The 25,697-nt window shown below is 59.1% G+C and carries 23 protein-coding genes and 1 tRNA gene; 15 read left to right on the top strand and 9 right to left on the bottom strand.

Annotated features, from left to right (window positions below; translation table 11 throughout):
- Positions 1-37: 37 nt before the first annotated feature.
- Complete coding sequence (locus IEW18_RS05495) at positions 38-487, bottom strand: MarR family winged helix-turn-helix transcriptional regulator (protein WP_188556811.1); 450 nt, start codon at positions 485-487, stop codon at positions 38-40.
- Positions 488-682: 195 nt separating this feature from the next.
- Between IEW18_RS05495 and IEW18_RS05500 the strand changes: the two genes are divergently transcribed.
- On the top strand, positions 683-1,264 hold the full coding sequence (locus tag IEW18_RS05500; RefSeq protein ID WP_188556812.1) for a DUF6799 domain-containing protein: 582 nt from the start codon (positions 683-685) through the stop codon (positions 1,262-1,264).
- A gap of 69 nt (positions 1,265-1,333) precedes the next feature.
- Here the strand turns inward: IEW18_RS05500 and IEW18_RS05505 are convergent, their stop codons facing one another.
- Positions 1,334-2,338 (bottom strand): dipeptide epimerase, encoded by a 1,005-nt coding sequence (locus IEW18_RS05505; protein ID WP_188556813.1) that lies wholly within the window; start codon positions 2,336-2,338, stop codon positions 1,334-1,336.
- Positions 2,339-2,580: 242 nt separating this feature from the next.
- Between IEW18_RS05505 and IEW18_RS05510 the strand changes: the two genes are divergently transcribed.
- From IEW18_RS05510 to IEW18_RS05530, 5 genes are all read left to right on the top strand, one after another.
- Positions 2,581-4,002 carry a dicarboxylate/amino acid:cation symporter gene (locus IEW18_RS05510; protein ID WP_188556814.1) on the top strand — a complete coding sequence of 474 codons (1,422 nt, stop codon included), beginning with the start codon at positions 2,581-2,583 and terminating at the stop codon, positions 4,000-4,002.
- A gap of 391 nt (positions 4,003-4,393) precedes the next feature.
- Entirely contained in the window at positions 4,394-5,032 is a 639-nt protein-coding gene (locus IEW18_RS05515; protein WP_188556815.1) for a hypothetical protein, read from the top strand.
- A 386-nt stretch (positions 5,033-5,418) separates the two neighbouring features.
- Positions 5,419-6,300 (top strand): T9SS type A sorting domain-containing protein, encoded by an 882-nt coding sequence (locus IEW18_RS05520; protein ID WP_188556816.1) that lies wholly within the window; start codon positions 5,419-5,421, stop codon positions 6,298-6,300.
- A 158-nt stretch (positions 6,301-6,458) separates the two neighbouring features.
- The gene (locus IEW18_RS05525) at positions 6,459-7,019 is read left to right on the top strand and encodes a hypothetical protein (RefSeq protein ID WP_188556817.1); all 561 of its coding nucleotides are present in this window, start codon (positions 6,459-6,461) and stop codon (positions 7,017-7,019) included.
- Between the two features lie 172 nt (positions 7,020-7,191).
- Positions 7,192-9,516, top strand: coding sequence for a GAF domain-containing protein (locus IEW18_RS05530; protein ID WP_188556818.1), 2,325 nt, complete (start codon positions 7,192-7,194; stop codon positions 9,514-9,516).
- A 214-nt stretch (positions 9,517-9,730) separates the two neighbouring features.
- Here IEW18_RS05530 and IEW18_RS05535 read toward each other — a convergent pair whose 3' ends face one another.
- The 3 genes from IEW18_RS05535 to IEW18_RS05545 form a co-directional block, all read right to left on the bottom strand.
- Complete coding sequence (locus tag IEW18_RS05535; RefSeq protein ID WP_188556819.1) at positions 9,731-10,399, bottom strand: phosphatase PAP2 family protein; 669 nt, start codon at positions 10,397-10,399, stop codon at positions 9,731-9,733.
- Positions 10,400-10,515: 116 nt separating this feature from the next.
- Positions 10,516-10,597, bottom strand: a tRNA-Leu gene (locus IEW18_RS05540).
- Between the two features lie 131 nt (positions 10,598-10,728).
- Positions 10,729-11,445 (bottom strand): phosphatase PAP2 family protein, encoded by a 717-nt coding sequence (locus tag IEW18_RS05545; protein ID WP_188556820.1) that lies wholly within the window; start codon positions 11,443-11,445, stop codon positions 10,729-10,731.
- 77 nt (positions 11,446-11,522) lie between these two features.
- Between IEW18_RS05545 and IEW18_RS05550 the strand changes: the two genes are divergently transcribed.
- The gene (locus tag IEW18_RS05550) at positions 11,523-12,167 is read left to right on the top strand and encodes a class I SAM-dependent methyltransferase (RefSeq protein ID WP_188556821.1); all 645 of its coding nucleotides are present in this window, start codon (positions 11,523-11,525) and stop codon (positions 12,165-12,167) included.
- Between the two features lie 141 nt (positions 12,168-12,308).
- On the top strand, positions 12,309-14,156 hold the full coding sequence (locus tag IEW18_RS05555) for a M61 family metallopeptidase (RefSeq protein WP_229728607.1): 1,848 nt from the start codon (positions 12,309-12,311) through the stop codon (positions 14,154-14,156).
- Between the two features lie 153 nt (positions 14,157-14,309).
- On the opposite strand, the gene IEW18_RS05560 is transcribed toward IEW18_RS05555, so the two are convergent.
- Together IEW18_RS05560 and IEW18_RS05565 are read right to left on the bottom strand one after the other, a co-directional pair.
- Positions 14,310-15,041: a Bax inhibitor-1/YccA family protein gene (locus IEW18_RS05560; RefSeq protein WP_188556823.1), complete on the bottom strand. Its 732-nt coding sequence runs from the start codon at positions 15,039-15,041 to the stop codon at positions 14,310-14,312.
- Positions 15,042-15,143: 102 nt separating this feature from the next.
- Positions 15,144-15,797, bottom strand: a complete 654-nt coding sequence (locus IEW18_RS05565; protein WP_188556824.1) for a hypothetical protein — start codon at positions 15,795-15,797, stop codon at positions 15,144-15,146.
- Positions 15,798-15,917: 120 nt separating this feature from the next.
- Between IEW18_RS05565 and IEW18_RS05570 the strand changes: the two genes are divergently transcribed.
- The 7 genes from IEW18_RS05570 to IEW18_RS05600 all read left to right on the top strand — a co-directional run bounded on the left by IEW18_RS05570 (position 15,918) and on the right by IEW18_RS05600 (position 23,686).
- Complete coding sequence (locus tag IEW18_RS05570; protein WP_188556825.1) at positions 15,918-16,487, top strand: hypothetical protein; 570 nt, start codon at positions 15,918-15,920, stop codon at positions 16,485-16,487.
- Between the two features lie 176 nt (positions 16,488-16,663).
- Positions 16,664-17,680, top strand: coding sequence for an MBL fold metallo-hydrolase (locus IEW18_RS05575; protein WP_188556826.1), 1,017 nt, complete (start codon positions 16,664-16,666; stop codon positions 17,678-17,680).
- A 255-nt stretch (positions 17,681-17,935) separates the two neighbouring features.
- Positions 17,936-19,417, top strand: coding sequence for a sodium:solute symporter (locus tag IEW18_RS05580; protein ID WP_188556827.1), 1,482 nt, complete (start codon positions 17,936-17,938; stop codon positions 19,415-19,417).
- A 180-nt stretch (positions 19,418-19,597) separates the two neighbouring features.
- Positions 19,598-20,089 (top strand): energy transducer TonB, encoded by a 492-nt coding sequence (locus IEW18_RS05585; RefSeq protein ID WP_188556828.1) that lies wholly within the window; start codon positions 19,598-19,600, stop codon positions 20,087-20,089.
- Positions 20,090-20,199: 110 nt separating this feature from the next.
- Entirely contained in the window at positions 20,200-22,026 is a 1,827-nt protein-coding gene (locus tag IEW18_RS05590) for an ABC transporter ATP-binding protein (protein WP_188556829.1), read from the top strand.
- Positions 22,027-22,138: 112 nt separating this feature from the next.
- Positions 22,139-22,690, top strand: a complete 552-nt coding sequence (locus IEW18_RS05595; protein ID WP_188556830.1) for a hypothetical protein — start codon at positions 22,139-22,141, stop codon at positions 22,688-22,690.
- A gap of 102 nt (positions 22,691-22,792) precedes the next feature.
- Positions 22,793-23,686 carry a DUF2911 domain-containing protein gene (locus IEW18_RS05600; RefSeq protein WP_188556831.1) on the top strand — a complete coding sequence of 298 codons (894 nt, stop codon included), beginning with the start codon at positions 22,793-22,795 and terminating at the stop codon, positions 23,684-23,686.
- 127 nt (positions 23,687-23,813) lie between these two features.
- Here IEW18_RS05600 and IEW18_RS05605 read toward each other — a convergent pair whose 3' ends face one another.
- Positions 23,814-25,526 (bottom strand): sodium:solute symporter family protein, encoded by a 1,713-nt coding sequence (locus IEW18_RS05605; protein WP_188556832.1) that lies wholly within the window; start codon positions 25,524-25,526, stop codon positions 23,814-23,816.
- Positions 25,523-25,666 carry a hypothetical protein gene (locus tag IEW18_RS05610; protein ID WP_188556833.1) on the bottom strand — a complete coding sequence of 48 codons (144 nt, stop codon included), beginning with the start codon at positions 25,664-25,666 and terminating at the stop codon, positions 25,523-25,525. The genes IEW18_RS05605 and IEW18_RS05610 overlap by 4 nt, the downstream gene beginning before the upstream one ends.
- Positions 25,667-25,697: the final 31 nt, after the last annotated feature.

Consider the following 25,697-nt stretch of genomic DNA (forward strand, 5'->3'; position numbering starts at 1 on the left):
AAAAAGGGAATAGGGAAATCGAAAGAAACTGAAACCGTCAGTCGCGGACTTTATCGAGGAGGGCGCTGAGTTGCGCGGCCTCCTGCGGGGTAAGGTTATGCAAGCCTATGTGCTGGGAATCCATCAGGGCATCTAAGCGCTGCAGCAGCTCCAGACCGGCTTCCGTAATGCGGATGTCAACGGCCCGGCGGTTGCTAGGGCATACTTTGCGGGTCACCAACTGCTTGGTTTCCAGCTTATCGACAATGCGAGAGGCATTACTGGTTTTGTCCAACATGCGCTCAATCAGCAGATTGACCGTGGCCGGCTTGGGGTGCTGGCCGCGCAGAATGCGTAAAATGTTAAATTGAGGCAGGGTCAGGCCGTATTCCTTGAACTTGGCACTCTGGCGCAGCTGCAACCATCCGGCCGTAAAAATCAGATTGATATAGGCTTTCTGAAAATCGTCCTTGAAGGCTGGTTGCTTGATTTCGTCTTCTATCTTCATGAGTTGCATAGCAAGGCTGAATGACGCTGCAAATATATGTACATACATTTAATGTTGCAACACCAGTAGCCTTATTTCTTCAAAAATAGCTACTCTCGGTCTTCCTTGGTTCAGGTGCACGGTTAAGCTGCCGGAGTGAACACCAGCGGGTAAACCGCGTAAATAGGCGGAAACCTCTCTCCTACCCTATTTGCCATGAAGAACTTCGTGCTCTTGCCCGCCCTGTCCCTAAGCCTGTTGATGGCCTCAGTGGCCACTGCCCAAACCAGCTCCGGATCCACGGTAGCTGGTCCGGTTGCCACGGCCCCTTCCGACCGTTTTGTCATGCAAAACGGTGAGGTGGTGCTGGTGCAAGGCAAACGCCCAACGCCTCTTAACAAAAACGTGCTGCTCTCCAACGGCACTAAGATTAACTATAAGAGCGGCATTGTGGAGCTGCCAGGCGGCAAAATCACCACCCTGAAAGAGGGTGACTACGTGCGCCCTAATGGCGACATCGTGTTTGCTACCCCTGCCAGCGCGGCCCAGGCCCGCGGCGACAACTCCGTACCTGCCGGAGCCAAGTTCGAAACCTACCTGGACCCGCGCCCGGCTCCTTCCACCCCGGCGGCCATGGAATCCCGCCTGTCGGAGATGAACACGAAAATCAGCCTGATGGCGGAGAAGATTCAGCTGCTCAACCAGAAAATCAGCCTCCTGACCAACAACAGCCAGCGCCCGGCCGATACGGCAGCCCTAGACAAGCAGATCCAGGCCATTGATGCCAAGCTGAAATAAGCTAGTTGAAACGGCACCGGCCCGCTGAACAGTGTTCAGCGGGCCGGTGCCGTTTCGGACCTGGCCGGCCTACTTGGCAACCAAATGGCCCTGCGTTTCCTGCACCAGTCCAAACGGCTCGTCCCGCACCACCAGGAAGCCGTCCAAGTCGCAGACGTCGGCCAGGGAGCTTACCTGCAGGGCCGACCAGATGCCCAGGGAAGTTTCTACCATGCAGCCGAGCATGGTTTGCAGCCCGTGGCGGCGCGTTTCGCGCAGAATCCGCAGGCCATTGAAGTAGCCGCCAGCTTTCATCAGCTTCATGTTTACCCCGTCGAACTGGCGGGCAATGTCGGCGAAGTCAGCCTCATCCGTCACCGATTCGTCGGCGAATACGGGCGTACCCAGGCGGCCTTTCAGGTAGCGGTAATCGTCGGCACGGGCGGCGGGCAGGGGCTGTTCGAGCAGGCGCACCTGCAGGCCAGGCAGGGCCCGAATGGCTTCCCAGCTTTGGAGCAGGCTGTCGGCGTCGGGCCAGGCCTCGTTGCCGTCGATAAGCAGTTCGCGGCCGGGCAGCAGGCGGGTTACCTCGCGCAGCAACTCCACCGCCCCTTCGCGGTTCACCTTGATTTTGAGCCAGGGAAAGCGCCCCAGATTCTGCTCCCGCACAAAATCAGCCACCTTGCCCGGCTCCATGATGGGCAGGGTCATGGCCGTGGGCACCTGCTGGGCCGGCGGCGCCAGCCCGAGCCACTGGGCCACCGACTGCTGCTGCCGGCTGGCTTCCCAGTGCACCCAAGCCGATTCTAGGGCAAACCGCAGGGCGTGGGCCGGCGGGCGGGCCGCCAGAAAGTCCGTCAGCTCAGGCAGGGTAGCACACTGGCTGAGCCCAGCCGCCTGGAGCTGCTCAAACTCAGCCTGCAAGCCCTCCGGCGTTTCACCGTAACGAACGTTGGGCGCGGCTTCGCCCATTCCGCTGGCCTGGGCATCTACCACGCGCACAATCAGGTTGGTTTTGGCGTCGGAGGCATTGCGGGAGATTTTCCAGGTGTAGCGCAAGGGTAGCGGCAGGGAGGTAAGCGTCCAGGTGGGCATAAGCGGCAGGAAAGCAAAGTTTGGCGGAAGATAACGCGCAAATCAGGTTTACTTCGCCGCAAGAGTACGCGTACGCAGCCACCATTTGGGGCCGTTTTGGCAGGTCAGCAAGGTGCTGCCTCTTATGGCAGGGCCTTTTTTTGGCTGCCCTCCGGAAGCTCCGGGGTAGGCCGCACTACTCCGCCTGCAGAAACCTATCTTTGTGGCATTCCCGCCATTTCCTTTTCCCTGAATTGCCGCGCATGAAGTTTTCGCGACTCGCCCCCCTTGTTCTGATTCTGTTTCTGGTGGCTGCCTTCCTGACGGTTGCCGCCGCCCAGGGCTGGCTGGCCCTCGACCCCGTTATTCCCATGACTGCCCGCTGGCTGGCCATTCTGGCTACGGTAGCCCTGGCCGTGCAGCGGCGCTCCATCACCTTCTGGATTGTTGTCAGCATGCTGGTTGGTGCTGAACTCGGCCACGACTTCCCGGCCCAGGCCGTGCAGCTTAAAGTGCTCAGCGACGTGTTCCTGCGGCTGGTAAAAACCATTATTGCGCCCCTGGTATTTGCGACCTTGGTAGTGGGCATTGCCGGCCACGCCGACCTGAAGCAGGTAGGCAAAATGGGCCTGAAGGCGCTGATCTACTTTGAAGTGGTCACCACCTTTGCCCTGTTTATTGGGCTGGGCGCCATTAACCTGACCCGGGCCGGCGAAGGCGTGGACCGCAGCGGCATTGCCGCCGACACGGAGCAGCTACAAACCGTGAAGCAAAGCACCTCGGACATTATCCTGCACATTTTCCCGGAAAACATTGCCAAATCGGTGGCTGAGGGGCAGGTGCTGCAGGTGGTAGTTTTTGCCATCATCTTCGCCATTGGTTTGGCCATGGTGCACCAGAAGCACCGCCAGCCCCTGCTGCAAGTGACGGAAAGCTTGTCGGAGGTGATGTTCAAGTTCACCAACGTGGTCATGTTCTTCGCCCCGCTGGGGGTAGGCGGCGCCCTGGCATATACCGTGGGCAAAATGGGTTTCGCGCCCCTGCTCAACGCTTTTAAGCTGCTGCTAACCTTGTATGGTGCGTTGGCCGTCTTTGTGCTGCTGGTGCTGGTACCCATTGCCCTGATTGCCCGCATTCCGCTCAAGCGCTTCGTGCAAGCCATTGCCGAGCCGGTGAGCATTGCGTTTGCCACTACTTCCTCGGAAGCGGCCCTGCCCCGGGCCATGGAAGCCATGGAAAGCATTGGGGTGCCGCGCCGTATTGTGGCCTTCGTAATGCCAACGGGCTACTCGTTTAACCTGGATGGCACCACGCTCTACCTATCCCTAGCCGCGGTATTCGTGGCCCAGGCCGCGGGGGTGGAGCTGTCGTTTGGCCAGCAGTTGGTGATGGTATTTACCCTGATGCTGACCTCGAAGGGTGTGGCGGGCGTACCGCGCGCTTCGCTGGTGATTTTGCTGGCCACGGTGGCTTCGTTTAACCTGCCAGCCTGGCCCGTGTTCATCATTCTGGGCATTGACGCCCTGATGGACATGGCCCGCACGGCCGTAAACGTAATGGGTAACTGCCTGGCTACGGCCGTGGTAGCCCGCTGGGAAGGCGAATTCGTGGATAATTATGTAGCCCCCGACCCAGTGCTGGACCTGGCAGAAGCCGACAGTTCCTTGGCTCATCATACCCACTAACCCACGGGGGTGAACTTGCAGTAGGCCCGTTGTAGCTATTTGCTGAAGTGAGTGAGCAGGTAGAAAAAGGCCAGTGTAGTTTATTGCTGGCGCCGCATGAGGCGCTGAGGCTAGACAAACAGCTCACCTCACTGCGTTGCTTTACATAGTAGCAACAAAACGCCCCGCCGCCGTAATTGGCGATGGGGCGTTTTGCATTAAGCCGGCATTGGTTTACACTCCTGCAATAACTTAATTCTTAATACAGGAAAATTTATATATTTTAGTTTTATATCATAAATCAAATCCTATTCTTCTGGCGTTCTTCTGCTGTAATTTTGTATTCCGCTGGAGCGGTAGGAATTTGATAATGATACACATGACTCGTTTTTACCCCCATGCTTTTATACTGATGCTAGGCTTAGGCCTGGGCAGCTGTAAATCCGCCGAGAAGGCAGTGTTTCACACGGTACGCTCCAACAACTCCGTGGCCCTGGGCCGCCTGCCCAAACTAGATGCGGTAGTGGAGCCCGGCCCACTCAATACTACGGAAGGCGCCCTGCCCGACGACGCCAGCAAAGTGTTCCGGCAGGAGTTGTCCTTTCACTTCGCCGAGCCGCAGCCTGATACGGTTAAGTTTGGCTTTGCCAAGCTGGTGGTTACCCAGGCTGAGGTGCAGCGTACCGGCCGGGTTCTGCAGGCCTTCCAGATGCTTACCCTCATGACTCCCAGCCTGTTGGGTATACCCCTGGAGTGGTACCGCACGAACGTGAAAGCGGAAGTGCAGGTCATCAATTCCAAGGGCGAAGTGATTGGCACGTATGCCGGCACCGGCCGCAGCAAAGTGCGAGTGGCCATGTACCACGGCTACAGCCAAACCAAAGCAGCCCGCCTCTCCGACGTGCAGGCCCTGCGCCTCGCCCTCGACCAGATTCGACCCCAGCTGGACGCCGATGCGGACACCTTACGCCAGCAGCTCGTAAGCTCCGGGCCTCTGGAAGAAATTATCGGGCAGTCAGCCCAGTCAACCGACTCAACCGGCGTAAACTAACCTGGCAGGTTTCTTTTGAACGTCAGGCGCATTCCCCGCGCACCCGGCCTACCTGGTGGAGTGCGCGGGGAATTGCTTTTACCAGATTCTGCTGTCGGCGCAAGCTCAAGAGCGGTTTAGCGTGCTTGCTTTCTGCTTACCATTCAGACTTTCTACGCCTGTTCTCCTGAGCATGTGGCGCATCAGGCTGGTGATGAGCAAGCTAGAACGCCCCAGATTGCTCGCGCGGCTCGAAGTGATATGTAAGTGTACCATAAAAATGAGCCGCTGTAGAGCCATCTAAAGCGGTTTTTTCGTGCCCTGATTAAACCCTGCCTCAGCGGCGGCATCTATGCCAGTGCATCCGGATACTCCTTCATTTTTCCCACACTACCATTTCACTTCGTATGAAAGCCATTACGCTCGCTTTGGCCCTGTCCCTGCTTCTGGGGGGCTCGGCTGTGCAAGCCCAGAATACGCAACAGGCCCGCCAGGCTTCTCCCGCTCGCAAAGAACTCCGCGAATACTACCAGCTGAATGTGCTGCCCACGGTGCGCCAGCAGCGGCAGAAGTTGGAGGCGCAGCTGACTACCTCCGACAAAGCCCAGCTCACGCTCTACCGTGCCCAGCTTAAGGAAACCCGCCAGAAAGGCAAAGCGCTGCGCCAGAGCTTCCGGCCCGCTGGTACGCCCGCCAGCACCCGCCCCGAGCTTACCGAAACCCAGAAACAGCAGCTCCAGCAGCTGCGCGCCGAAACCAAGGTCATTCTGCAGAACGTAGCCCAGCTGGCCCAGAAGTACGAAGGCGACATTGCCAAGCTGGCCCAGGAAGTACAGCCCCAGCGCGAAAAATGGGCGGCCGATACCAAGGCCATTCTGGCTCGCACGGCTACCCCTGAGCAGCCGCAGAAACGCACTGCGTGGGCGGGCAAGCGCCAGCGCCATGCTGGGGCCCGCCGGTATTTCCAGCCCGTTACCTTCCTGCTGCTCAACCCCAATGCACCCGTTAATGCTTCCGCTGGCGCTGAGCGGGGTAACACTTTGGGCGTGTATCCTAACCCTGCGGTGAGCACCAGCCAGCTGGAGTACGCCGTAAAGAAGGCCGGTCCGGTAACCGTCGAGCTGCTCGATGGCCGCGGCAATACCCTGCGCACAGTGGCCCAGCAGGCCAACGTGGAAAAGGGCCAGCACACGTTGGCAGTAAACGTAGCTGACTTGCCGGCGGGCACTTACTACTTTAAAATTACCACCCAAGCCGGCTCAGAAACCCGCCGCTTTGTGAAGCAGTAGCCAGATACGCGGGCAGCCAATATCTGGGCTGCGCTGCCGTTAGATAAGCCGGTTGGCCTGGGCCGACCGGCTTATTTTCCTGTTGGAGGGGGCCGTGGCGCCACCTTTCCGCTGGCGGCCGTGGGTGGCTCAAGGGCGGCCCACTATCTTTACGCTCTATGCTGCGTTGTTTTGTTACCTGGTTATTGCTTGTGGCTACTACCGTGCTGGTAGCGGCCTGCTGCGGCTCCGTATCCTGTGAGTGCGAGGATGCCTACGCCGACGCCATTGGGTTCCGGTTTTCGTCGGACCCCGTTGCGGGCTTTCGCGCTGCTGATATCGACACCGTGTTTGTAACCCGGGTGCCGCGAGACCCGAAACAGCAGCCCCGCGCTGACACTACCTTCATTGCCCGCGGCACTGACTCCGTTGCAGTGTTAACCCAACCCTTGGTCATCAACAACGCCACTCCTTTCAGCCAGGTTGGCAACCGCAAGCTCGACCAGTACACCTATACCCTGTACCTGGCCAAAAGCCGGCGGGCGGTTCCTATTTATCGGTATCAGATAAACCAGGTTGAGCTGACCACAGACTACCAGGCCGATGGCTGCTGCACTTGCTACCTGAACACGGGCAAGCGGGTAGTAACAACCGATAACAAGGGCGTTAGCCAGCAATTCTACCTGACGGACCCGGCTGCCAACAATCAATTAATTCCCATTGTGCTTACCCGCCGGTAGCCACATGTAGGCTCCGCAGTAACCGCCGGAAGCTATTCAACTTCCTATTGATAATTCTAATAGTGTTCGGCCAGCCTGAGCACGACCAACCGGCCGCAACAGCCGTATAACCGGCAGCGTTATTTCTCTGCCGTACCTGTTCAGTAGCCCGGGAATAGCGCCGTTGTGTATTATGCTGAAAGAACCTACTGCGGCCGTCACGCCTACTTTTCCGTTTAAAACCACGCTCAGCCTGGAGCCGCTGATTGATTACTGGCGCGCCGGCGAGGAATCTCAGAACGTAGGGGTAGCCATGCTGGCCCGGGCCGTGAGCGAGCAGGTAGCTAGCGCCGACTGGTCGCGTGGCAACATCACGGACCTGAAGCTGCTGGAGTGCAACTGCGACTTGGTGGAGGCACTGATGCTGGCCGTATTTCCGCCCGCTTCCTTCGATACGGACATTGCCGGCGCCATTGCGCCGTTTCAGCGCCACAGCTTTTACCATACTCCGCGCTTTGCGGAGGTCTTGCTGAACCCGTCCAAATCCATTAAGCAGCCCCTGAATATTGATATGCGCACGCTGGAGGTGTACACCACCCGCATGGCCTATCAGCTTATTTTGGAGAAGGTATATGGGGTGCACCTACCCTTGCAGGGCACCATCATCTTTACCGTGCCCGACTACAGCATTGGCCTCTACCGCCACTACGGGGTAGAATTTAACTCTACTTTCGTCCAGATTCGGGTACACGGCGATAAGCCGGAGCTGACTCCGCAGCAGCTCGACCAGCTGGCCCGCAACCCCCACCGCGCCGATTTATGGCAGCAGATGCTACCGCCGGAGCACTTTGAGCTGGTCGGCTTCAACATTCTGCACCTGGTGGATGTGACGGAGCAGGAAATTCTCTCGGAGCTGAAATACGACCTGCTGGAGCGGGACGTGCTGCAGGCCTCCGACCGGCTGGAGCAGATTCAGGAAAAGCTGCGGGTGCTGTTCGGACGGCCGTTTTTGCAGTTGGGCATAGCGGCCTATGACGAAAAGAAACGAGCTTTCGTGGATTTCGGCCGCAAAATCAACCACAGCTTCCTGACCAAGCAGCTCCACAGCCCCGACGCCGGCTCTGGCTTCCGCCAGATTTATAGCCGCCTCTGGGCCGACCGCCAGCCCCTGGTGCTGGAAGACGTGGAGCAAGCCGACATTCCGGAAGACTTGCGCCAGCAGATTCTGAGCCTGGGCATCCGCTCCGCCATTCTGGCCCTGCTGCCCTACGGCGACGATATTGTGGGGCTGCTGGAGCTGGGCTCGCCCAACGTAAGCGACCTGAACGAGTTCAGCCTGGAAAACGTGAACCAGTTTGTGCCCTTGTTTGCGGTGGCGGTAAAGCGCAACGCCGAGGACATCCAGACCCGGGTGCAGGCCATTATCAAGGAGAAGTTCACGGCCATTCACCCCACCATGGAATGGCGCTTCACGGATGCGGCCCAAAATCTGCTTCAAAAGCTGGAGGACGGCAACAAAGGCGCTGAAATGGAGGACATCGTGTTTCATGATGTATACCCGCTCCACGGTTCCAGTGACATCCGCGGCAGCAGCACGGCCCGGAATGAGGCCATTCAGGGCGACTTGATTGAGCACCTCACCCTGGCCGGAAAAGTGCTGAAGAAGGCCTCCGAGTTTCAGCAGCTACCCATCCTCGACGAGCTGAAGTTTTACGTTAACAAAAACCTGCGCCGCCTGCGCCAGGGCATCCTGACGGGCGACGAAGTAAGTATTTTCGAGTCGCTCAGAACGGAAGTAGAGCCCTTGTTCGAGTACCTGAGCCAGAACAACGCGGAGTTGCGGCCCATTATCACTCAGTATTGGTCTAACATTGACCCCGAGTTGGGCATCCTTTATAAGCGGCGCAAGGCCTTCGAGGAAACCACTACCCTGCTCAACGACGCCGTTAGCAGCTACCTGGATGAGGAAGATGCCAAGGCTCAGGCCATGTTCCCGCACTACTTCCAGCGGTTTAAAACCGATGGCGTGGAGCACAACATTTACGTGGGCGCTTCTCTGGTAGAAAATAAGCCCTTTGACTTAGTTTTCCTGAAAAACCTGCGCCTGTGGCAGCTGCTGGTTATGGTTGAAATTACCCGCCGCACCGCCGCGCTCAAGCCTACCTTACCCGTGCCGCTGGAAACCACCCAGCTTATCCTCATTCATAGCCAGCCCCTGAGCATCCGCTTCCGCCAGGATGAGCGCCAATTTGATGTGGACGGGGCCTATAACATTCGCTACGAAATCATCAAGAAGCGCATCGATAAGGCCACCATCCAGGGTACCGGCGAGCGGCTAACCCAACCCGGGAAAATTGCCTTGGTGTACTCTCAGCAGCGCGAAGCCGACGAGTATGTGGAATACATCGATTACCTCCAGGACCGGGGCATGCTGGAGCCCGAAGTAGAGCATCTGGAACTGGAGGAACTGCAAGGCGTAAAGGGCCTACTAGCCCTGCGGGTGCAGGTAAAACTATGAGTTGGCGATTCAGTGATTAAGTGAGTGGTTAGTACTGCCAGGACAAGGCAGATCCGACGCCATCTTTTCTTGCTTCTGTACCTAGCGCTACAAAGTAACAAGCCCTTACTTCCAGCACGGAGGTAAGGGCTTGTTGCATTTCAGGGGGTAGCACTGCGGAGGGGAAGGGTAGCCGCGCCTTGCTCGCCATGTCAGCATGTAGTAACTCACTACATCACAACTTCGCTTCTTCCCGCCACCAGAGCCGCAGGGCGGTGCGCAACAGGATAAGCCAGAGCAGACCAGCCGCGAAACCGGCGGCCACGTCGGTGGCGTAGTGCACATGCAGGTACACGCGCGTCAGGCCGATGAGGATGGCGAACAGCAGGAGCAGAACCGCCCAGACGGGGTGACGACGGTGCCGCCACAGCAGCCAGGCCAGGCAGCCGTACAAGGCTAGCCCAATCATGGCGTGGCCGCTGGGAAAGCTCAGGCCCTGCTGAAACACCAAGGCCGAACTGGGCCGAACGCGCTGGAAGTGCGTTTTCAGGAGCTGATTGAACAGGGCCGCTCCGGCTACGGCCAACAATATTTCCAGTCCTTCCCGGCGGTGCCCGCGCAGGCGTAGCGCAACCGGAATACCGATTCCGGCCGTCACCAGAAACGGCAGGGAGGCAAAGAAGGTGAGGCCCGCTACCAGCGGCGTCAGCGTGGGTTTGGCCGCGCGTAGGGCATCCATCTGCTGGAAAGCCCACTCATCAAACTGCACTGAGTGTGCAACGAACACGACGCGGGTCATGTAGAAAAACAGGAGGGCTGCCCCCAAAAACACGCCCCCGACTACCGCCACCTCAACCGTCAGGAAGCCAAAAAGCGCAACGAGCCGAGTAGGTAGGAACTTCATAAAGCACTGAGGTAGCAAGCTGCCTGAAAGTACGCAAACCAAAACCCGATTAGCTGCGGCCAGAAGCTGAGAAAGGCTAAAACAAAAAAGCCGACCCATTACTGGATCGGCTTTCGTGCGCTCGGAGAGACTCGAACTCTCACACCTTTCGGAACTGCCGCCTGAAGACAGCGCGTCTACCAATTTCGCCACAAGCGCAGCACTTTTATCATTTGACTGCCCGTGTGGGGGTCATTTGATGCTGCAAAGATAGGAGGCTTTTTTGACGTGTGTCAAGCTTTTCTACAAAAAAACCCGAAAAATATCTGCTCAAATATTTCGATTCTGCTCTATGTAGGCTGTTTTTCAGCTGATTGCAACCGATTTTTGAATTGCTTTTTTACTATCGTTTCCACCTTTTTCAGCAGTGGAATGGCCACTACCAGCCAGGCCGCCCCGGCCGTGAAGCCCGCCAGTACATCGGTAGCGTAGTGCACCCGCAAGTACACGCGCGTCAGGCCAATGAGCAGAATCAGGGCCAGCAGTGCCACTACCAAGGCGTAGCGCCAAGCCGGCCGGCGCACGTGCGTCCAGACCAGGTATATGAGCAGGCCGTAGAAGGAGGCTGATATCATGGCGTGCCCGCTGGGAAAGCTCAGGCCCGAGGCCGAGGTGAGCGGCAGTAGCGGACGGGGCCGCTGGTAAAGCTGCTTGAGCACCAAGTTCAGCGTGATGCTGCCCAGGGCAACCACCGGTATCAGCAGGGAATACCACCGGTGGCGCTGCACCAGCAGAAACCAGTTGATGAGCAAGCTGGCGGCCCCGGAAATAAAGTTGCGGGAGGCCAGAAACGTCACGCCTTCTACCCACTGCTGGCGCTCGGCCCCCAACACCTGCCGCGACCAGCGGAACGCCTGCGCGTCGAAGGTAGCGGCGTCCTGGTCGAACACTTCCCGGCCCAGGGCCAGAAAAATGACGACGCCCAGCGTACCTAGGGCCAGGGTAATGGCAAATTCCGTCAGAAACAAGGTAATGCCGGCCAGCAACCGGCGCAAATGACTAGTCATAGCCCTTACATACGAAGTCAGCGCTGGTTTGGCGGCCAGCTCCGCTTTGCTACCCGAATTGGCAGCTAGCTTTGTGCATGCCTTACCTGCCTGATTCAGGTTTTGATTTCGTGGCTTCCTTCTACGACCCGCTGGCCCGGTTGGTGTATGGCCGGAGCCTGCAACGGGCCCAGCAGGCAGCGCTCTATACCGGCCTACCCGACGGTTTGCCCCACGTGCTTATTATCGGCGGGGGCACGGGCTGGGTGCTGGGTCAGGTGCTAAGGCTGCAGCCCAAGGCGCGGGTGGTGTACGTGGAGGCATCAGCGCGTATGCTGGCCCGCAGCAAGGCCTGGGCCCGACGGCACCTGCCCCAGCACCTCGGCCAAATTGAGTTCCGGCTGGGCACTGAAGCCAGCCTGCCGCCAAGTTCTTGCTTCGATGCCGTCGTTACGTTCTTTTTTCTCGATTTATTTGAACCCGTCCGCCTTCGTAGCATCACGGAGCGGCTAGGCAGCTTGCTGACTCCCGGCGGCCGGTGGTTGCTGGCCGACTTTGCCCGACCTCGGACGTGGTGGCAGCACGTGTTGCTTACGCTGATGTACTGGTTTTTCGGGCTTACCACTGGCATTAGGGCCCGCCGCCGCCCGCCAATTGAGGACGAGCTAGCCCGGCTGGGGCGTGTTTCTACTCCCGCGGGTCAGTTTTTTGGCGGCATGGTAGCGGCCAGCGTCTGGCGGTAGCCGCTCCTTGCAAAACGAGGAGTAGCCTGGTTACCTGGTATTTCAAGGCTGACCTTGCTGGATTCTGATAAATAACTTTCTCAGCTCTGGCCAAGACCTGTTAGGTTAGCAGTTCCTTTCTCCTCCTCTATTTCTTTGCGTATGATCATGCGGAAATCCGCCGCGCTGTGGCTGCTGGCCCTGCCCCTAGCGTTCAGCCAACCGATTCAGGTTCAGGCCCAGGCTCCGGTTCAGTACAAACTTGCTTTCCCGAATGCGGTGCACCACGAAGCCCGCATCATTGCTACGTTTCAGGAATTACCCGCCGGCCCCCTGCAAGTGCGCATGGCCCGCTCTTCGCCCGGCCGCTACGCCCTCCACGAATTCGCCAAGAATGTGTACGACGTGCAGGCCACCGACTCCAAGGGCAACACCCTGACTGTAAGCCGCCCCGACCCTTACGGCTGGACCGTAGCCGGGCACGATGGCACGGTGATTTTCACCTATACCTTGTTCGGCGACCGGACCGACGGTACCTACGCCGGCATTGATGCCCGCCACGCCCACCTGAACATACCGGCTACCCTGGCCTACGCGCAGGGGCTGGAGCAACGCCCGGCCCAGGTGACGTTTGCCCTTCCTCAGGGCTGGACGGTGGCCTCCCAGCTGCGGCCCAATGCGGCCAACGAGGTCTGGATGGCTCCCAACCTGCAATACCTCATGGACTCGCCTACCTCCCTGGGAGCCCAGCAGGTTCGCTCCTGGCAGGAACAGGGTAAAACCATTGAAATGCAGGTGCTACACGAAGGCACGCCGGCCGAGTTGGACGCCTACGTAGCCCAAACCAAGAAGGTAGTAAAAGAAGCCGCCGCCATCTTCGGGGGCTTGCCGGAGTACGATTTTGGGCGCTACACCTTCGTGGCCAACTACCTGCCCCAGACCAGCTCCGACGGCATGGAGCACCGCAACTCTACTAGCCTTACCAGCAACCGCCCCCTGCGCGGCCCGGGCGCTCTGGACAACCTGGGCACCGTGTCGCACGAGTTTTTCCACAGCTGGAACGTGGAGCGCCTCCGCCCGCAGGACCTGGAGCCGTTTGATTTTCAGCGGGCCAACATGAGCAGCAACCTGTGGTTTGCTGAAGGGTTTACCCAGTACTACGGCGAGCTGCTGTTGCGCCGGGCCGGCGTGTACACCGATGAGCAGTACTGCCAGGAGGCCCTCAGCGGTATTGTGGATGCCATGCTGACCATGCCCGGACCTAAGCGCTACTCCCCGGTGCAGATGAGCCAGCAGGCCCCTTTCGTGGATGCCGCCGCCGCCATTGACCCCAGCAACCGATCGAATACCTATTTGAGCTACTACTACATTGGGGCGGGCAACGCGCTGGCGCTGGATCTGGAGCTCCGGCAGCGTTTCAAGACCGACCTTGACACGTACATGCGCACGTTGTGGCAGCAGCACGGCGCTCAGCAGAACTACGCCCCGGCCAAGCCCTACACCCTGCGCGACCTCCAGCGGGTGCTAGGCGAAGTAACCAAGGATACCACCTTTGCCGGCCAGTTCTTCCGCCAGCACATCACGGGGCATGCGTTGCCCAACTACGATGCGCTGCTGGCCCCGGCCGGCTTGCTGGTGCGCCGGGCCCACGCCGGGCAGGCTAGCTTCGAGGCGCGCTTACAGTTCAACCCTGACAGCAGCGCCACGCTGGGCACTACGCTGCTGGGCAGCCCCTGCTACCTGGCGGGCCTCGACCGGGAGGATGTGGTAGTGAAGCTGGACGGCCAGAAGCCCACCAATGCCAAAACGGTGCAGACCTTCCTCTCCACCCACAAGCCCGGCGACGTGATACAGGCGGAAGTGCGGGCCCGGGACGGGGTGCGGACCCTACCCATTACCCTCCAGGAAAACTCCGACCTGGAGGTAGTACCATTCGAGCAGGCGGGCCGGCCGCTGTCCAAGGCCCAGAAAAAATTCCGGGCGGCCTGGCTAGCTAGCAAAGCCAAGTAACCAGCGCCTGGCAATTAGCCGCCGGTATCTGCCGCGGACTACACCGAACAAGCCCCTACCCTCGCGCTGAGAGTAGGGGCTTGTTCTATTTCGGTATACAAGGCAAAAGGTGAGCGGGCAGCTGCCGAGGCTCCCCCCCTCACTACCTCACAACTATCGCCGACGGCCAAAAATGCGGAGTAGCAGCAGGAACAGGTTAATGAAATCGAGGTAGAGGATGAGGGCACCCAGCACGGCTGCTTTGCGGTCGGTGGCTTCGTCTTCCAGGCCCATGAAGGCCAGCATTTTCAGCTTTTGAGTATCGTAGGCAATGAGGGCCACGAAGACGATGACGCCGACGAAGGTAGCCACCCAGTAAAGCACCTCACTGTGCAGAAACAAGTTTACCACGGAGGCCAGAATCAGCCCAACCAGCCCCATCATCAGGATATTGCCCCAGCGGGAAAGGTCGGTGCGGGTGAAGTAGCCGTAGAGACTCATGACGCCGAACGTGCCGGCCGTGATAAAGAAAGTGGAGGCAATGGAGCCCATGGTGTAGGCCATGAAAATCACGCTCAGTGTCACGCCGCTTACTACCGCATAGGCCATAAACACGCCCGAGGTAACTCCCACCGACCACTCCAGGGCTTTGCGGGCAAGAAAGCTCACCAGCAGCACCTCCACCAGGAACAAGCCCAGAAAAACGCCGATGTGGCTGAAAATAAATTCCAGCGCCAGCTCCGAAGAAGCTACCAGCATAGCAACGCCGCCGGTTAGGGCCAGGGCACCGGCCATCCAGCCGTACACTTGCTGCATAAAAGCGCCCTGAATCCGGGCCGCATCTTCGGCACTGATGCGCAGGGTAGGCTGAGCGTCTTGTTGCTCTTGGGGTACAAATTCTTCCATGGAAGCAGTTAAAATGAAAGGTTAGGATAATGCAGTTACTCGGCTCAAAGTACAAGTTTTACACTATTATTCGACCAAAGATGCTAGACGTTTCTGCCATTGTTAGCTACCCAGGAGAAACCGGGATGCCAGGGCCAGCAAAAAGCACACGCCGCCCAACACCACAATGCGGAGGCCGTGGGCCCGGTCGCGGGGCTGGAAGGCTAGCACCTGCTGGCCGTTGGGTAGCTGCTTTTTGTGTGAATACAAGTGCCAGCCAATGAACACGGCCACAATGCCGCCCAGCAAGGCCATGGCATAACCAAACAGAATCCAGGCCTTTTGCGGCGGTTCGGGCCGGGCCAAGTCCTGGAGGCGCTGCTGGCGCAGGCGCTCCGTCAGGGCCGGACTCACGTCGTGGCCGCGCTGGCGCAAGATGCGGCGGGCCAGGGCCACGTCGAAGCTGTTCCACTCATCAGGCTTGAGTAGCACGTCGAGCAGTTCCTCGTCGGAGAAGCTGAACAGGTAGTGGTCGGGGGCGGCGCTGACCGTTAGGGCGTCGTTGGCGTCCAGCTCCAGGGTGCGCGCAATATCGAAATCCTCGGGCCGCAGCTGCACCACGAAGTAGGAATTAGTGGGATTAAAGGCAAACGACGGATCGATGCGGGGCTGGTCGAGCTTGGTTTCGTAGGGAATATTATGCTGGTGCAGCAGCTGAAGCAGGGGCTGCGCCACTTCCACGTTCGGAAAGCGCTGGTAGGATTGAAATTCAGACATAACCTTGACAATAACTTGCCGGCGAAGTTGGCTGTTTTTTCGGATCCGGGCACGCTGACCGGCCGCCCGGCGTTTCGTACCTTAGTTGCCGGTTCACCCAACGGCTCCGGCCGCCTCGCTATGCTTCGTTTCCTCTCCCTTCTGACTTTTGGCGCCCTTCTGACCGGGGCCGCGCAGGCACAGGTTCAGCCCCAGGCGCCAGCGCCGCGCCTGGGGCTGCGGCCTTCCTACAGCCTGAACGCCGGCGCCATGTTTGCGGGCCGTTACGGTTCGGCTACTTACCTCAGCCCAACCGTATCGGTGCCGGTTACGCCGCGCTTGTCCGTGTTCGGGGGCGTTATTTTCCTGCGCACCATGCCGGGCACGGCTTATGCGGCTTTTGGCGAAGGCAACCGCCTGGCCGCCGCTCAGAACCGCTACCTTATTCAGGGCGGCGGACAGTACGCCTTGTCGCCGCGGCTGCTACTCACGGGTTCCGCCTGGAAGGACCTTTCGCCTAGTGCCGGCTTGCCGGTGAATCCGTACGCGGGCTTCGGCGGCAACCTGGGCTCCGGCGTTAATCTGCGCGCCGACTACCACATCACCGAAAACTTTTCCGTTTCGGGTGGGGTGCGCGTCAGCAACGGGGCTACGGCTTACCCGGGAGCCTACTCGCCGCTGTACGGCACGGGCGCACCTTCCGGATTTTAACATTCCGACCGTAAACCTCTGTCATCCTGAGCGGGAGTAAAGGACCTTATCACGTTAGCGCAAGTCGTTCGTACGATTACCGGGCTAACGTAATAAGGTCCTTCGCTCCCGCTCAGGATGACGGCTTTTTAGCGTTTCTTTGACCGATTTTTACCGCTTCTTTTCTGCCGCGCCTTATGGCCCCCACTCCCCACTTCGTCAGTAACCCCCAGCTACCCATCATCAGGAAGGGCTACCCCGGCAACAAGATGATTGGAGCCGAATACTGCAACGGAGAGGAGCTGTACGAGCCTAACTTCGGCACCGTCATTCGGTGGCAGCTAAGCGAAAATCCGCAGAAGGAGGAAAAGAAGGCCGATACCTGGGTACCCGACGTAGTAGACTGCACGGCTTTTCTGAAAAGTCAGGAAGACGGCCTAGTGTGGCTGGGGCACGCCTCGTTTCTGCTGCGCGTAGCCGGCAAAACTCTGCTCTTCGACCCGGTGCTGTTTTCGTCCCTGGGGCTGCGCCACCGCCACCCTCTGCCCTGCCGGCCCGAGGACCTCACGGGCCTCGACTACCTGCTGCTCAGCCACGGCCACCGCGACCATCTGGACGAGAAATCCATCAAGCAGCTGGCCCGGCAGAATCCGCAGTTGCGGGCGTTTGGGCCCCTGGGTATGGGCCGGCTGGTTCGGGGTATGGCCCGCAGCCTACCCGTGCAGGAAGCCGGCTGGTGGCAGCAGTTCGATTTGGGGCCCGAGGCGCCGTTTGAGCTGTTTTACCTGCCCGCTTCGCACTGGCACCGCCGCGGCTTATTCGATATGAACCGGGTGCTGTGGGGCTCCTTCCTGCTGCGCCTACCCGACGGCCGCACCATCTACTTTATGGGCGATACTTCCCTGGCCGGCCATTTCGAGGAAATCGAAAAGCAGTTTGGCCCCCTGGATATTGTGCTGCTGCCCATTGGAGCCTACAAACCGCCCTATATGATGCAGATGAGCCACGTGAACCCCCACGAGGCGGCTAAAGCGGCCAACCTGCTGCGGGCCGGCCATGTCGTGCCCATGCACTACGGCACCTTCGACCTCTCCGATGAGCCGGCCTCCGAGCCCATCCGGGAGCTGCAAATGGTAGCCCACGGCCAGATGCTGCGGGGCGAGTTGCACGTGCCGGCCGTGGGCGAGGTCCTGCGCTGGGCGGAGTGGGAGTAGGCAGTGGCTGCGGGCTGGTGGTCGTCGGTTGTCAAGTCGTGGTAGACAGGCCAGGCGGGCTCCGGATTGCCTGAGTAAGCCCCTTGGGCCGAGCGTAGCGGAGTTAGGCGGGTTTCGGGTTAACGAGCAACAGTTAGCCGTAACTGGCCGATTGTTGGTGACTAGTTGGTAGCTTTGATACCGTTTTATTTTTGATTGGGTCAGCTGTCCACGCTTCGCCTGACAACTGGCAAACCAATAACTGACAACTAACGAATGTCCCCTACCCTTGTGCTGAGCCTGATTGCGGGCTACTTCGTGGTCCTCATCATCATTGCCTACCTCACCTCCCGGAAGGCCACCAGCGAATCGTTTTTTATTGCCAACCGCAACGCCCCCTGGTACATGGTGGCGTTTGCTATGATTGGCACCTCGCTTTCGGGCGTTACGTTTATTTCGATTCCGGGCATGGTGGCCTCCCAGAGCTGGAGCTACATGGCCGTGGTGCTGGGCTATACCGTTGGCTACGTGGTCATTGGCACAGTACTCATGCCGCTCTACTACCGCATGCGGCTGGTGAGCATCTACACGTATTTGGAGCAACGGTTCGGCTTCTGGAGCTACAAAACCGGGGCGCTGTTCTTTCTGATTTCCCGGGCGGTGGGGGCCGCATTTCGGCTGTTTCTGGTGGCAGGCGTGTTGCAATTTGCCGTGTTCGACCAGCTGGGCGTGCCGTTTGCCGTGACCGTGTCGGTCAGCATCTTTCTGATCTACCTCTACACCTTCCGGGGAGGCCTTAAAACCATTCTCTGGACCGATACCTTCCAGACAATGGCCATGCTTGTGTGCGTGGCCGTGAGCATTTACCTGATGGCCGACGAGCTGAATCTGGGCTTTGCCGGGCTGGTGAAAACGGTAAAGGAAAGTGCCATGTCGCAGGTGTACTTCTCTGACCCCAAGGACGACAAGTTTTTCTGGAAGCAGTTTGCCTCAGGGGCCTTTATCACGATTGTCATGACCGGCCTCGACCAGGATTTGATGCAGAAAAACCTGAGCTGCCGCAACCTGCAGGACGCCCAGAAAAACATGTTCTGGTTTACCATTGCCATTGTGCTGGTGAACGTGTTTTTCCTGTCGCTGGGCGTGCTGCTTTACCAGTTTGCGGCCGCCAAAGGCATCAGTCTGCCTACCAACCCGACTACCGGCAAAGTCATCGGCGACAATGTGTTTCCGCTGCTGGCCACCAACCACTTCTCGCTGTTTGCGGGCATCGTGTTTATCCTGGGCATCATTGCCGTCACCTACGCCTCCGCCGACTCCGCCCTGACGGCGCTTACTACCTCCTTCTGCGTAGACATGCTGGTAATCAGCAAGTACCCGGAGGCCCAGCAGAAGCGCATCCGTCAGGCTACTCACTTCGGGTTCTCACTGGTCCTCATCGTGATTATCCTGATTTTCCGGGCCATCAACGACCAGAGCGTGATTACCTCCGTGTTCAAGGCCGCTGGCTACACCTACGGGCCACTGCTGGGGCTCTATTCCTTTGGCATTTTCACCAGCCGGGGCCTGCACGATAAGCTGGTGCTGCCCGTGTGCGTGGTGGCGCCCCTGCTCACCTGGTTCATTAACGCCAACTCTAAAACCTGGTGGGGCTACGAGTTTGGGTTTGAGATTCTGATTCTGAACGGATTCCTTACCTTCCTAGGCCTGCTAGCAATTTCGCGCGCCCGCAATCTGGAATTGAACCCTGTTGCATAGGGGTTGTTAAGGGAACGTACCTTTGCCTGTTGTAAGAGTTTGTTGAGCGTCATGCAAAGACGCAGCCACAGCATATCGTCTGAGGCTGACGTTGAGTAAGCAAGGTGTTTCGGCTGCGCCTCTACATGCTGTGCTAGGGCTTGACTTTCCTACTACGCTACGACCTACCCAACCAACCCTATGAAACATCTGTTCTTCCTCTTTCTGCTTGTAGCTTTCACCGCCGGGGCGGCGCAGGCGCAGCAAACCACGGCCGGCTCAAGCATCGCCAAGCAGCCGATTGAGCTAAAGCCGGGCCGGATGCAGGCCCAGGCCAAGCCAGCCCCCAACCGGCCCGACGCGCCCCCGCAGTTTCCGGGCGGTGCCCAGGGCTTAAACACGTTTTTCCAGCAGAATTTAAAGTATCCGGAAGCGGCCAGCGTCAAGCAAATCAGCGGCAACGTGGTCATGACCTTCACTGTGGAAGCCGACGGACACCTGACCAACCCCTCCGTAGTGCAGCCCCTCTCGCCGGAGTGCGACACGGAGGCGCTGCGGGTGCTGGGCCAGATGCCTTCCTGGAAGCCGGCTACCCGCAAGGGCCAGGCTATTCCTACCCAGGTGCGCCTGCCCATCCCGTTCGGCAACTCCGAGGGGCTTAAAGTAGAGCAGGGCAAACCAAAATTTGAATAATTGATTGATTCTTACCGACATAAGAGCTGAGAAGTGAGAACTCAGAAGCGTTCCGGCAGTTCCCGAGCCCTTCTCCGTTCTCACTTCTCCGTTCTTACTTCTAACACACAATGGCCCGAAGTGGACTCAACAGTAGTGGTACCGATGTGAATTCGGAACTGCCCAAAAAGAAACTAACCAAGCAAAGCTTCCAGCAGGGGCTGCGGATTTTTCGCTTCACCCTACCCTACCGCGCCAAGTTCAGCATCGGCACGGTACTCCTGACCCTGTCCAGCGCCAGCACCATGGCCTTCCCCTGGCTGATTGGCAAGCTAGCTGATGCGGCCAGCGGCCACCCCCTGGTGTTACCCAATGGCACGGTGGTTACCATCAACCAGATTGCCCTGGGCTTCGCGGTTCTTATTCTGTTGCAGGGGTTGTTTTCCTTCGGTCGCATCTGGTTTTTCACGCAGGTGAGCGAGTTTACGGTGCGTGATATTCGGCAGGCGCTCTACCAGAAGTTCGTCTCCCTACCCATTCCTTACTTCGAGAAACACCGGGTGGGCGCCATTACCTCGCGCATTACCTCCGATGTTGGCATCATTCAGGACTCGTTTTCCCTGACCCTGGCCGAGCTGTTTCGGCAGGTGATGACGCTGCTGGCGGGCATCGTGTTTATCATGGTGGTATCGGTGAAGCTGTCCTTGTTTATGCTCCTGACGTTTCCGCCCATTGTGGTGCTGGCCATGGTGTTTGGCAAGAAGATCCGAGTGTTAGCCAAGACCACCCAGGACGAGTTGGCCAAAACCAACGTCATTGTGGAGGAAACCTTGCAGGGCATCAATACGGTGAAGGCGTTTACCAACGAACAGTTCGAAACGGGCCGCTACACTGCCTCGCTCACCAACACCGTGCGGGCCGCCCTGAAAAGCAACCTCTACCGCGGCGGCTTTGTGTCCTTCGTGATTATTGGCCTGTTCGGCGGCATTGTGCTGGTGCTGTGGCGGGCTGCTACCCTGGTGCAAGCCGGCCAGATGACCATCGGCGACCTAACGCAGTTTGCCTTGTACACCATGTTTATCGGGGCCTCGGTGGCTGGCCTGGGCGAGCTGTACGGCAAAGTGCAAAGCACCCTGGGCGCCTCGGAGCGCATCCTGGAAATCCTGGACGAGCCCACCGAGCCAACCCACCAGCCCGGCGCCCTACCCCTGCAAGTACACGGCAACATTGAGTACCGGCACGTCGCCTTCAGCTACCCTACCCGCCCCGACCTGCCTGTTCTTCAGGACATCAGTTTTGCAATTCAGGCCGGCGAGAAGATTGCGCTGGTAGGCCCCTCGGGGGCGGGCAAATCGACCATTGTGCAGCTGCTGATGCAGTTCTATGAGCTGAGCGGGGGTAGCATTGTGGTTGACGGGCGCGACATTGGGCAGTATGACCTCACGGAGCTGCGCCGCCACATTGGTATTGTGCCCCAGGAAACCATCCTGTTCGGGGGCTCCATCCGTGAAAACATTGCCTACGGCAAAATTACCGCCACCGACGAGGAAATTGTGCAGGCCGCCCGCAAGGCCAACGCCTGGCAGTTCATCAGCTCCTTCCCCGAGGGCCTGGACACGCTGGTGGGCGAGCGGGGCATCAAGCTGTCCGGGGGGCAGCGCCAGCGCATTGCCATTGCCCGCGCCATCCTGAAAAACCCCGCCATCCTCATCCTCGACGAAGCCACTTCCTCCCTCGACAGCGAGTCAGAAAAGCTGGTGCAGCAGGCCATGGATGAGCTGATGCAGAACCGCACCAGCATCATCATTGCCCACCGCCTCAGCACCATCCGTAAAGTGGATAAAATCCTGGTTATCGACGGTGGCCGCATCGTAGAGCAAGGCACCCACGAGGAACTAGCCCACAGCGAAAACGGCCTCTACGCCAACCTGCTGAAACTGCAGTTTGAGCTGACCTAGGCCCGTGTTTATTTAAATAAGTGTGGTTTAAAAGGGCGAAGCAGGACTTCACCCTTTTTCATGCCCTACCGCATCAGGAAGTTGCCGTGGTGTAAGCTACTTTCGCAGGGTTATGCCAGCTGCCGCCTCCACCAACTTGCCTGCCCTGGTCCTGCCCAACGTTCGGATGACGGCGGAGGACTACGTGACCGTGAACTTCCGGCTGTGGCGGGCCCGGCCGGCTACGCGGCGGGCCCAGTGGATTCTGGTCGCGGCCATAGCGTTGCTGGCCTTGAGCGTGGGGCTGGAGGTGCGGGAGTTGGGCCGCATTCAGAACTGGTCGACGGTGGCGTTTTTAACGGTGGCCGGCCTATACGCTGCGTTTCGGCTGGCGCTGGTGCGCTACCAGTTGCGCCGGGGGTACAGCCGCAACCCGGCTGCTCAGGAGCCAGTTGACTTTACGCTGAGCCTTGCGGAAGTTCGGGGGTGTAGTAACCAGGGCACCTTTACTAGCTCTTGGTCCCGCGTTAAGCGGGCGGTATGGGTGCAGCCTAACTGGCTGCTGCTCTACCCCTCGGAAGCTGCCTGCTACTACCTTGATTTGCGCCGCCTGCAAGCCCCGGCTACCCCGGCCGATATAGAGCAGCTGCTAGCCCGGCACCAGATTGCGCTCCAGCGCGTGTAATGCAAACCGCCGAAATTAGCACTTGGCTAAATTTCTGAGCTATGTGCCAGTTTTAGCTATTTTTACTCCGGAATCCATTCTCTCTCACTTGCCGTTTTTGCCATGTCAACCTCGACTTTTCTAACGTCTTCTTCCCGCTCCCTGAGCGCCACGCTGCTGGTAAGCGGCCTGCTGCTGGCCAGCGCCGCCCAGGCCCAGATCAGCACGCCCGCCGCCAGCCCCAAAAGCACCATTCAGCAGCGCGTGGGCCTCACCGACGTAACGCTGGTGTACTCCCGCCCCAACCTGCGCGGCCGCGCGGCCTTCGGCAACCTGGTGCCCTTCAGCAAGCGGTGGCGCACCGGAGCTAACGCCACTACCAGCATCAAATTCTCCGATGATGTGACGGTAGAGGGCAAAAAGGTGCCGGCCGGCGAGTACGGCATCTACACCATTCCCGGCAAAACCGAGTGGATTGTAGTGCTGAACAAAAGCACCAAGATGGGCGCCAATGTAGACGGCTTCAAGGATGATGAGGATGTGGCTCGCTTCACCATCAAGCCCTACAAGCTGCCTTCCAAGGTGGAAACCTTCACCATGAACTTCACCGACCTCACTCCCGCCACTGCCAACCTGGACATGCAATGGGAGCTGACCGGCGCCAAGTTTAAAATTGCCACCGACGTAGAAACCAAGGTGATGGCGCAGATTGACGAGAAAGTCATCAAGAACGCCAACCCCAGCACCGGCGACATGGCCGCTGCCGCCGTGTACTACCTCGACAACGACAAAGATCTGAAGCAGGCCCTGGCCTGGATGCAGAAAGCCAACGCCACCGACCCGAAGTTCTGGAACGTACTGACCGAGGCTAAAATCCGCATGAAGATGAAGGATTACAAAGGCACCATCACGGCCGCCGAGCAGTCTAAAAAGCTGGCTCTCGACGCTAAAAATGCTGACTACGTGAAGATGAACGAGGACCTGATTATGGAAGCCAAGAAAGCTGGCAAACTCTAATCACTGGCGCCTTCTGCCCACAAAAAAGCCCGCGACTTCACCTGAAGTCGCGGGCTTTTTTGTGGGCAGAAGGCGCCTTTACCATATTACCCGTGCGGCCATACCAGGCAGCGCGCGCAAACTGAGCCTACCCCGGATGCGGAGTGCTGCTAGCCGGGGCAGCGGTTTGGCGAGGCCACACCAAGCCGCCCAGCACCACTACGCCGCACCCGAGAATGTTGTACCAGAGGTAGCCGATTTCCGTGGTGAAAAACAGCACCAACACCACCAGCTGCGCTACCACCGCCGACCAGAACACCGCCTTGCTTCCCACTGATTTCAGGAAAAAAGCCACCATGAAAATCCCCAGGATGGTGCCGTAAAACAAGGAACCTAGGATGTTTACGGCTTGAATAAGGTTTTCGAGGCGGGCGGCGAAGGTGGCGAAACCAATACCCAACACGCCCCACGAAACTGCCGCCAGCCGGGACGCGCCCACGTAGTGCGTTTCCGAGCGGTCGGGGCGGCGGGGTTTGTACAGGTCAACTACCGTAGTGGAAGCCAGGGCATTAAGGCCGGCCGCGGCGGAGCCCAGGGCGGCGCTCAGCACCACAGCAATCAGCAAGCCTACTAGCCCCCGGGGCAGGTAATTCAGCACGAAGGTCAGAAATACGTAGTCAGTGTCCTTGGCCTCGGTGGAGGGCACGGCCTTTTTCAGCAGGGCCTGAGCCTCGATGCGCAAGCCCTGGGTGGCGGCCTGGGTAGCCTGCACGTGGGTTTGGGCCGCAGCGGCGGCCTCCGAGTTGTTGGCTTGCAGGGCCGTTACCAGCGCGCTGGTGGCTTGGCGCCGGGCCTGAAACAGGGTAGCGTGCTGCCGCTCCAGCTCGCGCAGGGCAGGGCCGTACTGCTCGGAGTGGGCTACCTGAATGTACACGGGCCGGTTGAAGGTAAGCGGGGCCAGGTTGAACTGGTAGAACACGAACAGCAGCACGCCCAGCAGCAGAATCCCGAACTGCATCGGAATCTTGAGCAGGCCATTCATGAGCAAGCCCAGGCGGCTCTCGGTAATGTCGCGGCCCGTGAGGTAGCGCTGCACCTGGCTTTGGTCGGTGCCGAAGTACGAGAGAGCCAGAAACAAGCCGCCCGTCATGCCCGACCAGAAGTTGTAGCGGTCCTTGGGGTCGAAGTGAAAATCGACGAGGTTCAGCTTACCCTGGTGACCGGCCAGGCGCAGGGCATCGGCAAAGCCCACTTCGGCGGGCAGGTAATGCACCAGCAGGTAGCCCGCCACCAGCAGGCCCACGAAAATAACCGTTACCTGCCCCTGCTGCGTCACCATGACGGCCCGCGTGCCACCCGCCACGGTGTAGGCAATCATGACAATGCCCAGCAGCCAGACCGTGAGGTGAATATTCCAGCCCAGAATGGCTGACAGCACCAAAGCTGGCGCGTACAGGGAAAGGCCATTGCTAAGTCCGCGCTGCACCAGAAACAGCAGGGCCGTGAAGGTGCGCGTGCGCCTATCAAAGCGACCTTCCAGATACTCGTAGGCCGTAAACACCCGCAGACGGTGGTAGATGGGCACCGCGAAAATGGCAATCAGCACCATGGCCACGGGCAGGCCAAAGTAGAACTGAATAAAGCGCATGCCGTCGTCGTAAGCCTGGCCGGGCGTACTCAGAAAGGTGATGGCGGAGGCTTGGGTAGCCATGATGCTCAGCCCGATGCCCCACCACGAAGCCTGCCGCCCCCCGAGCAGGTAGCCATCCAGGGTGTCGCCGGCCCGGCGCGTGCGCCAGGTGCCGTAGCCCACAATAAACAACAGCGTGCCGCCCAGCACCAGCCAGTCCAGTCCACTCATGCAAACAGCCGCGTCAGGTAGGTAAAGAAGGCTACTTCCGCCCCCAGGGCGGCCAGCACCAGCCAGTACCAGGCGCGCCACGAGGGTAGGCCGGGGGGCTTAGGGTGCTGCGGTTCGGAAACAGAGGAAGGCAAGGACACGGGTGGGGAAAGCAGGAAATTGAAAAACGAA

This window comes from Hymenobacter glacieicola (genome assembly GCF_014640315.1).
Taxonomy (GTDB): Bacteria; Bacteroidota; Bacteroidia; order Cytophagales; family Hymenobacteraceae; genus Hymenobacter; species Hymenobacter glacieicola.

Coding starts and splice junctions, on each gene's coding strand:
- IEW18_RS05605 (WP_188556832.1), bottom strand. CDS start 25,526: ATGAGTGGACTGGACTGGCTGGTGCTGGGCGGCACGCTGTTGTTTATT.
- IEW18_RS05545 (WP_188556820.1), bottom strand. CDS start 11,445: ATGACTAGTCATTTGCGCCGGTTGCTGGCCGGCATTACCTTGTTTCTG.
- IEW18_RS05500 (WP_188556812.1), top strand. CDS start 683: ATGAAGAACTTCGTGCTCTTGCCCGCCCTGTCCCTAAGCCTGTTGATG.
- IEW18_RS05495 (WP_188556811.1), bottom strand. CDS start 487: ATGAAGATAGAAGACGAAATCAAGCAACCAGCCTTCAAGGACGATTTT.
- IEW18_RS05575 (WP_188556826.1), top strand. CDS start 16,664: ATGGCCCCCACTCCCCACTTCGTCAGTAACCCCCAGCTACCCATCATC.
- IEW18_RS05535 (WP_188556819.1), bottom strand. CDS start 10,399: ATGAAGTTCCTACCTACTCGGCTCGTTGCGCTTTTTGGCTTCCTGACG.
- IEW18_RS05595 (WP_188556830.1), top strand. CDS start 22,139: ATGCCAGCTGCCGCCTCCACCAACTTGCCTGCCCTGGTCCTGCCCAAC.
- IEW18_RS05520 (WP_188556816.1), top strand. CDS start 5,419: ATGAAAGCCATTACGCTCGCTTTGGCCCTGTCCCTGCTTCTGGGGGGC.
- IEW18_RS05585 (WP_188556828.1), top strand. CDS start 19,598: ATGAAACATCTGTTCTTCCTCTTTCTGCTTGTAGCTTTCACCGCCGGG.
- IEW18_RS05530 (WP_188556818.1), top strand. CDS start 7,192: ATGCTGAAAGAACCTACTGCGGCCGTCACGCCTACTTTTCCGTTTAAA.
- IEW18_RS05580 (WP_188556827.1), top strand. CDS start 17,936: ATGTCCCCTACCCTTGTGCTGAGCCTGATTGCGGGCTACTTCGTGGTC.
- IEW18_RS05570 (WP_188556825.1), top strand. CDS start 15,918: ATGCTTCGTTTCCTCTCCCTTCTGACTTTTGGCGCCCTTCTGACCGGG.
- IEW18_RS05550 (WP_188556821.1), top strand. CDS start 11,523: ATGCCTTACCTGCCTGATTCAGGTTTTGATTTCGTGGCTTCCTTCTAC.
- IEW18_RS05505 (WP_188556813.1), bottom strand. CDS start 2,338: ATGCCCACCTGGACGCTTACCTCCCTGCCGCTACCCTTGCGCTACACC.
- IEW18_RS05560 (WP_188556823.1), bottom strand. CDS start 15,041: ATGGAAGAATTTGTACCCCAAGAGCAACAAGACGCTCAGCCTACCCTG.
- IEW18_RS05525 (WP_188556817.1), top strand. CDS start 6,459: ATGCTGCGTTGTTTTGTTACCTGGTTATTGCTTGTGGCTACTACCGTG.
- IEW18_RS05510 (WP_188556814.1), top strand. CDS start 2,581: ATGAAGTTTTCGCGACTCGCCCCCCTTGTTCTGATTCTGTTTCTGGTG.
- IEW18_RS05515 (WP_188556815.1), top strand. CDS start 4,394: ATGCTAGGCTTAGGCCTGGGCAGCTGTAAATCCGCCGAGAAGGCAGTG.
- IEW18_RS05555 (WP_229728607.1), top strand. CDS start 12,309: ATGATCATGCGGAAATCCGCCGCGCTGTGGCTGCTGGCCCTGCCCCTA.
- IEW18_RS05600 (WP_188556831.1), top strand. CDS start 22,793: ATGTCAACCTCGACTTTTCTAACGTCTTCTTCCCGCTCCCTGAGCGCC.
- IEW18_RS05590 (WP_188556829.1), top strand. CDS start 20,200: ATGGCCCGAAGTGGACTCAACAGTAGTGGTACCGATGTGAATTCGGAA.
- IEW18_RS05565 (WP_188556824.1), bottom strand. CDS start 15,797: ATGTCTGAATTTCAATCCTACCAGCGCTTTCCGAACGTGGAAGTGGCG.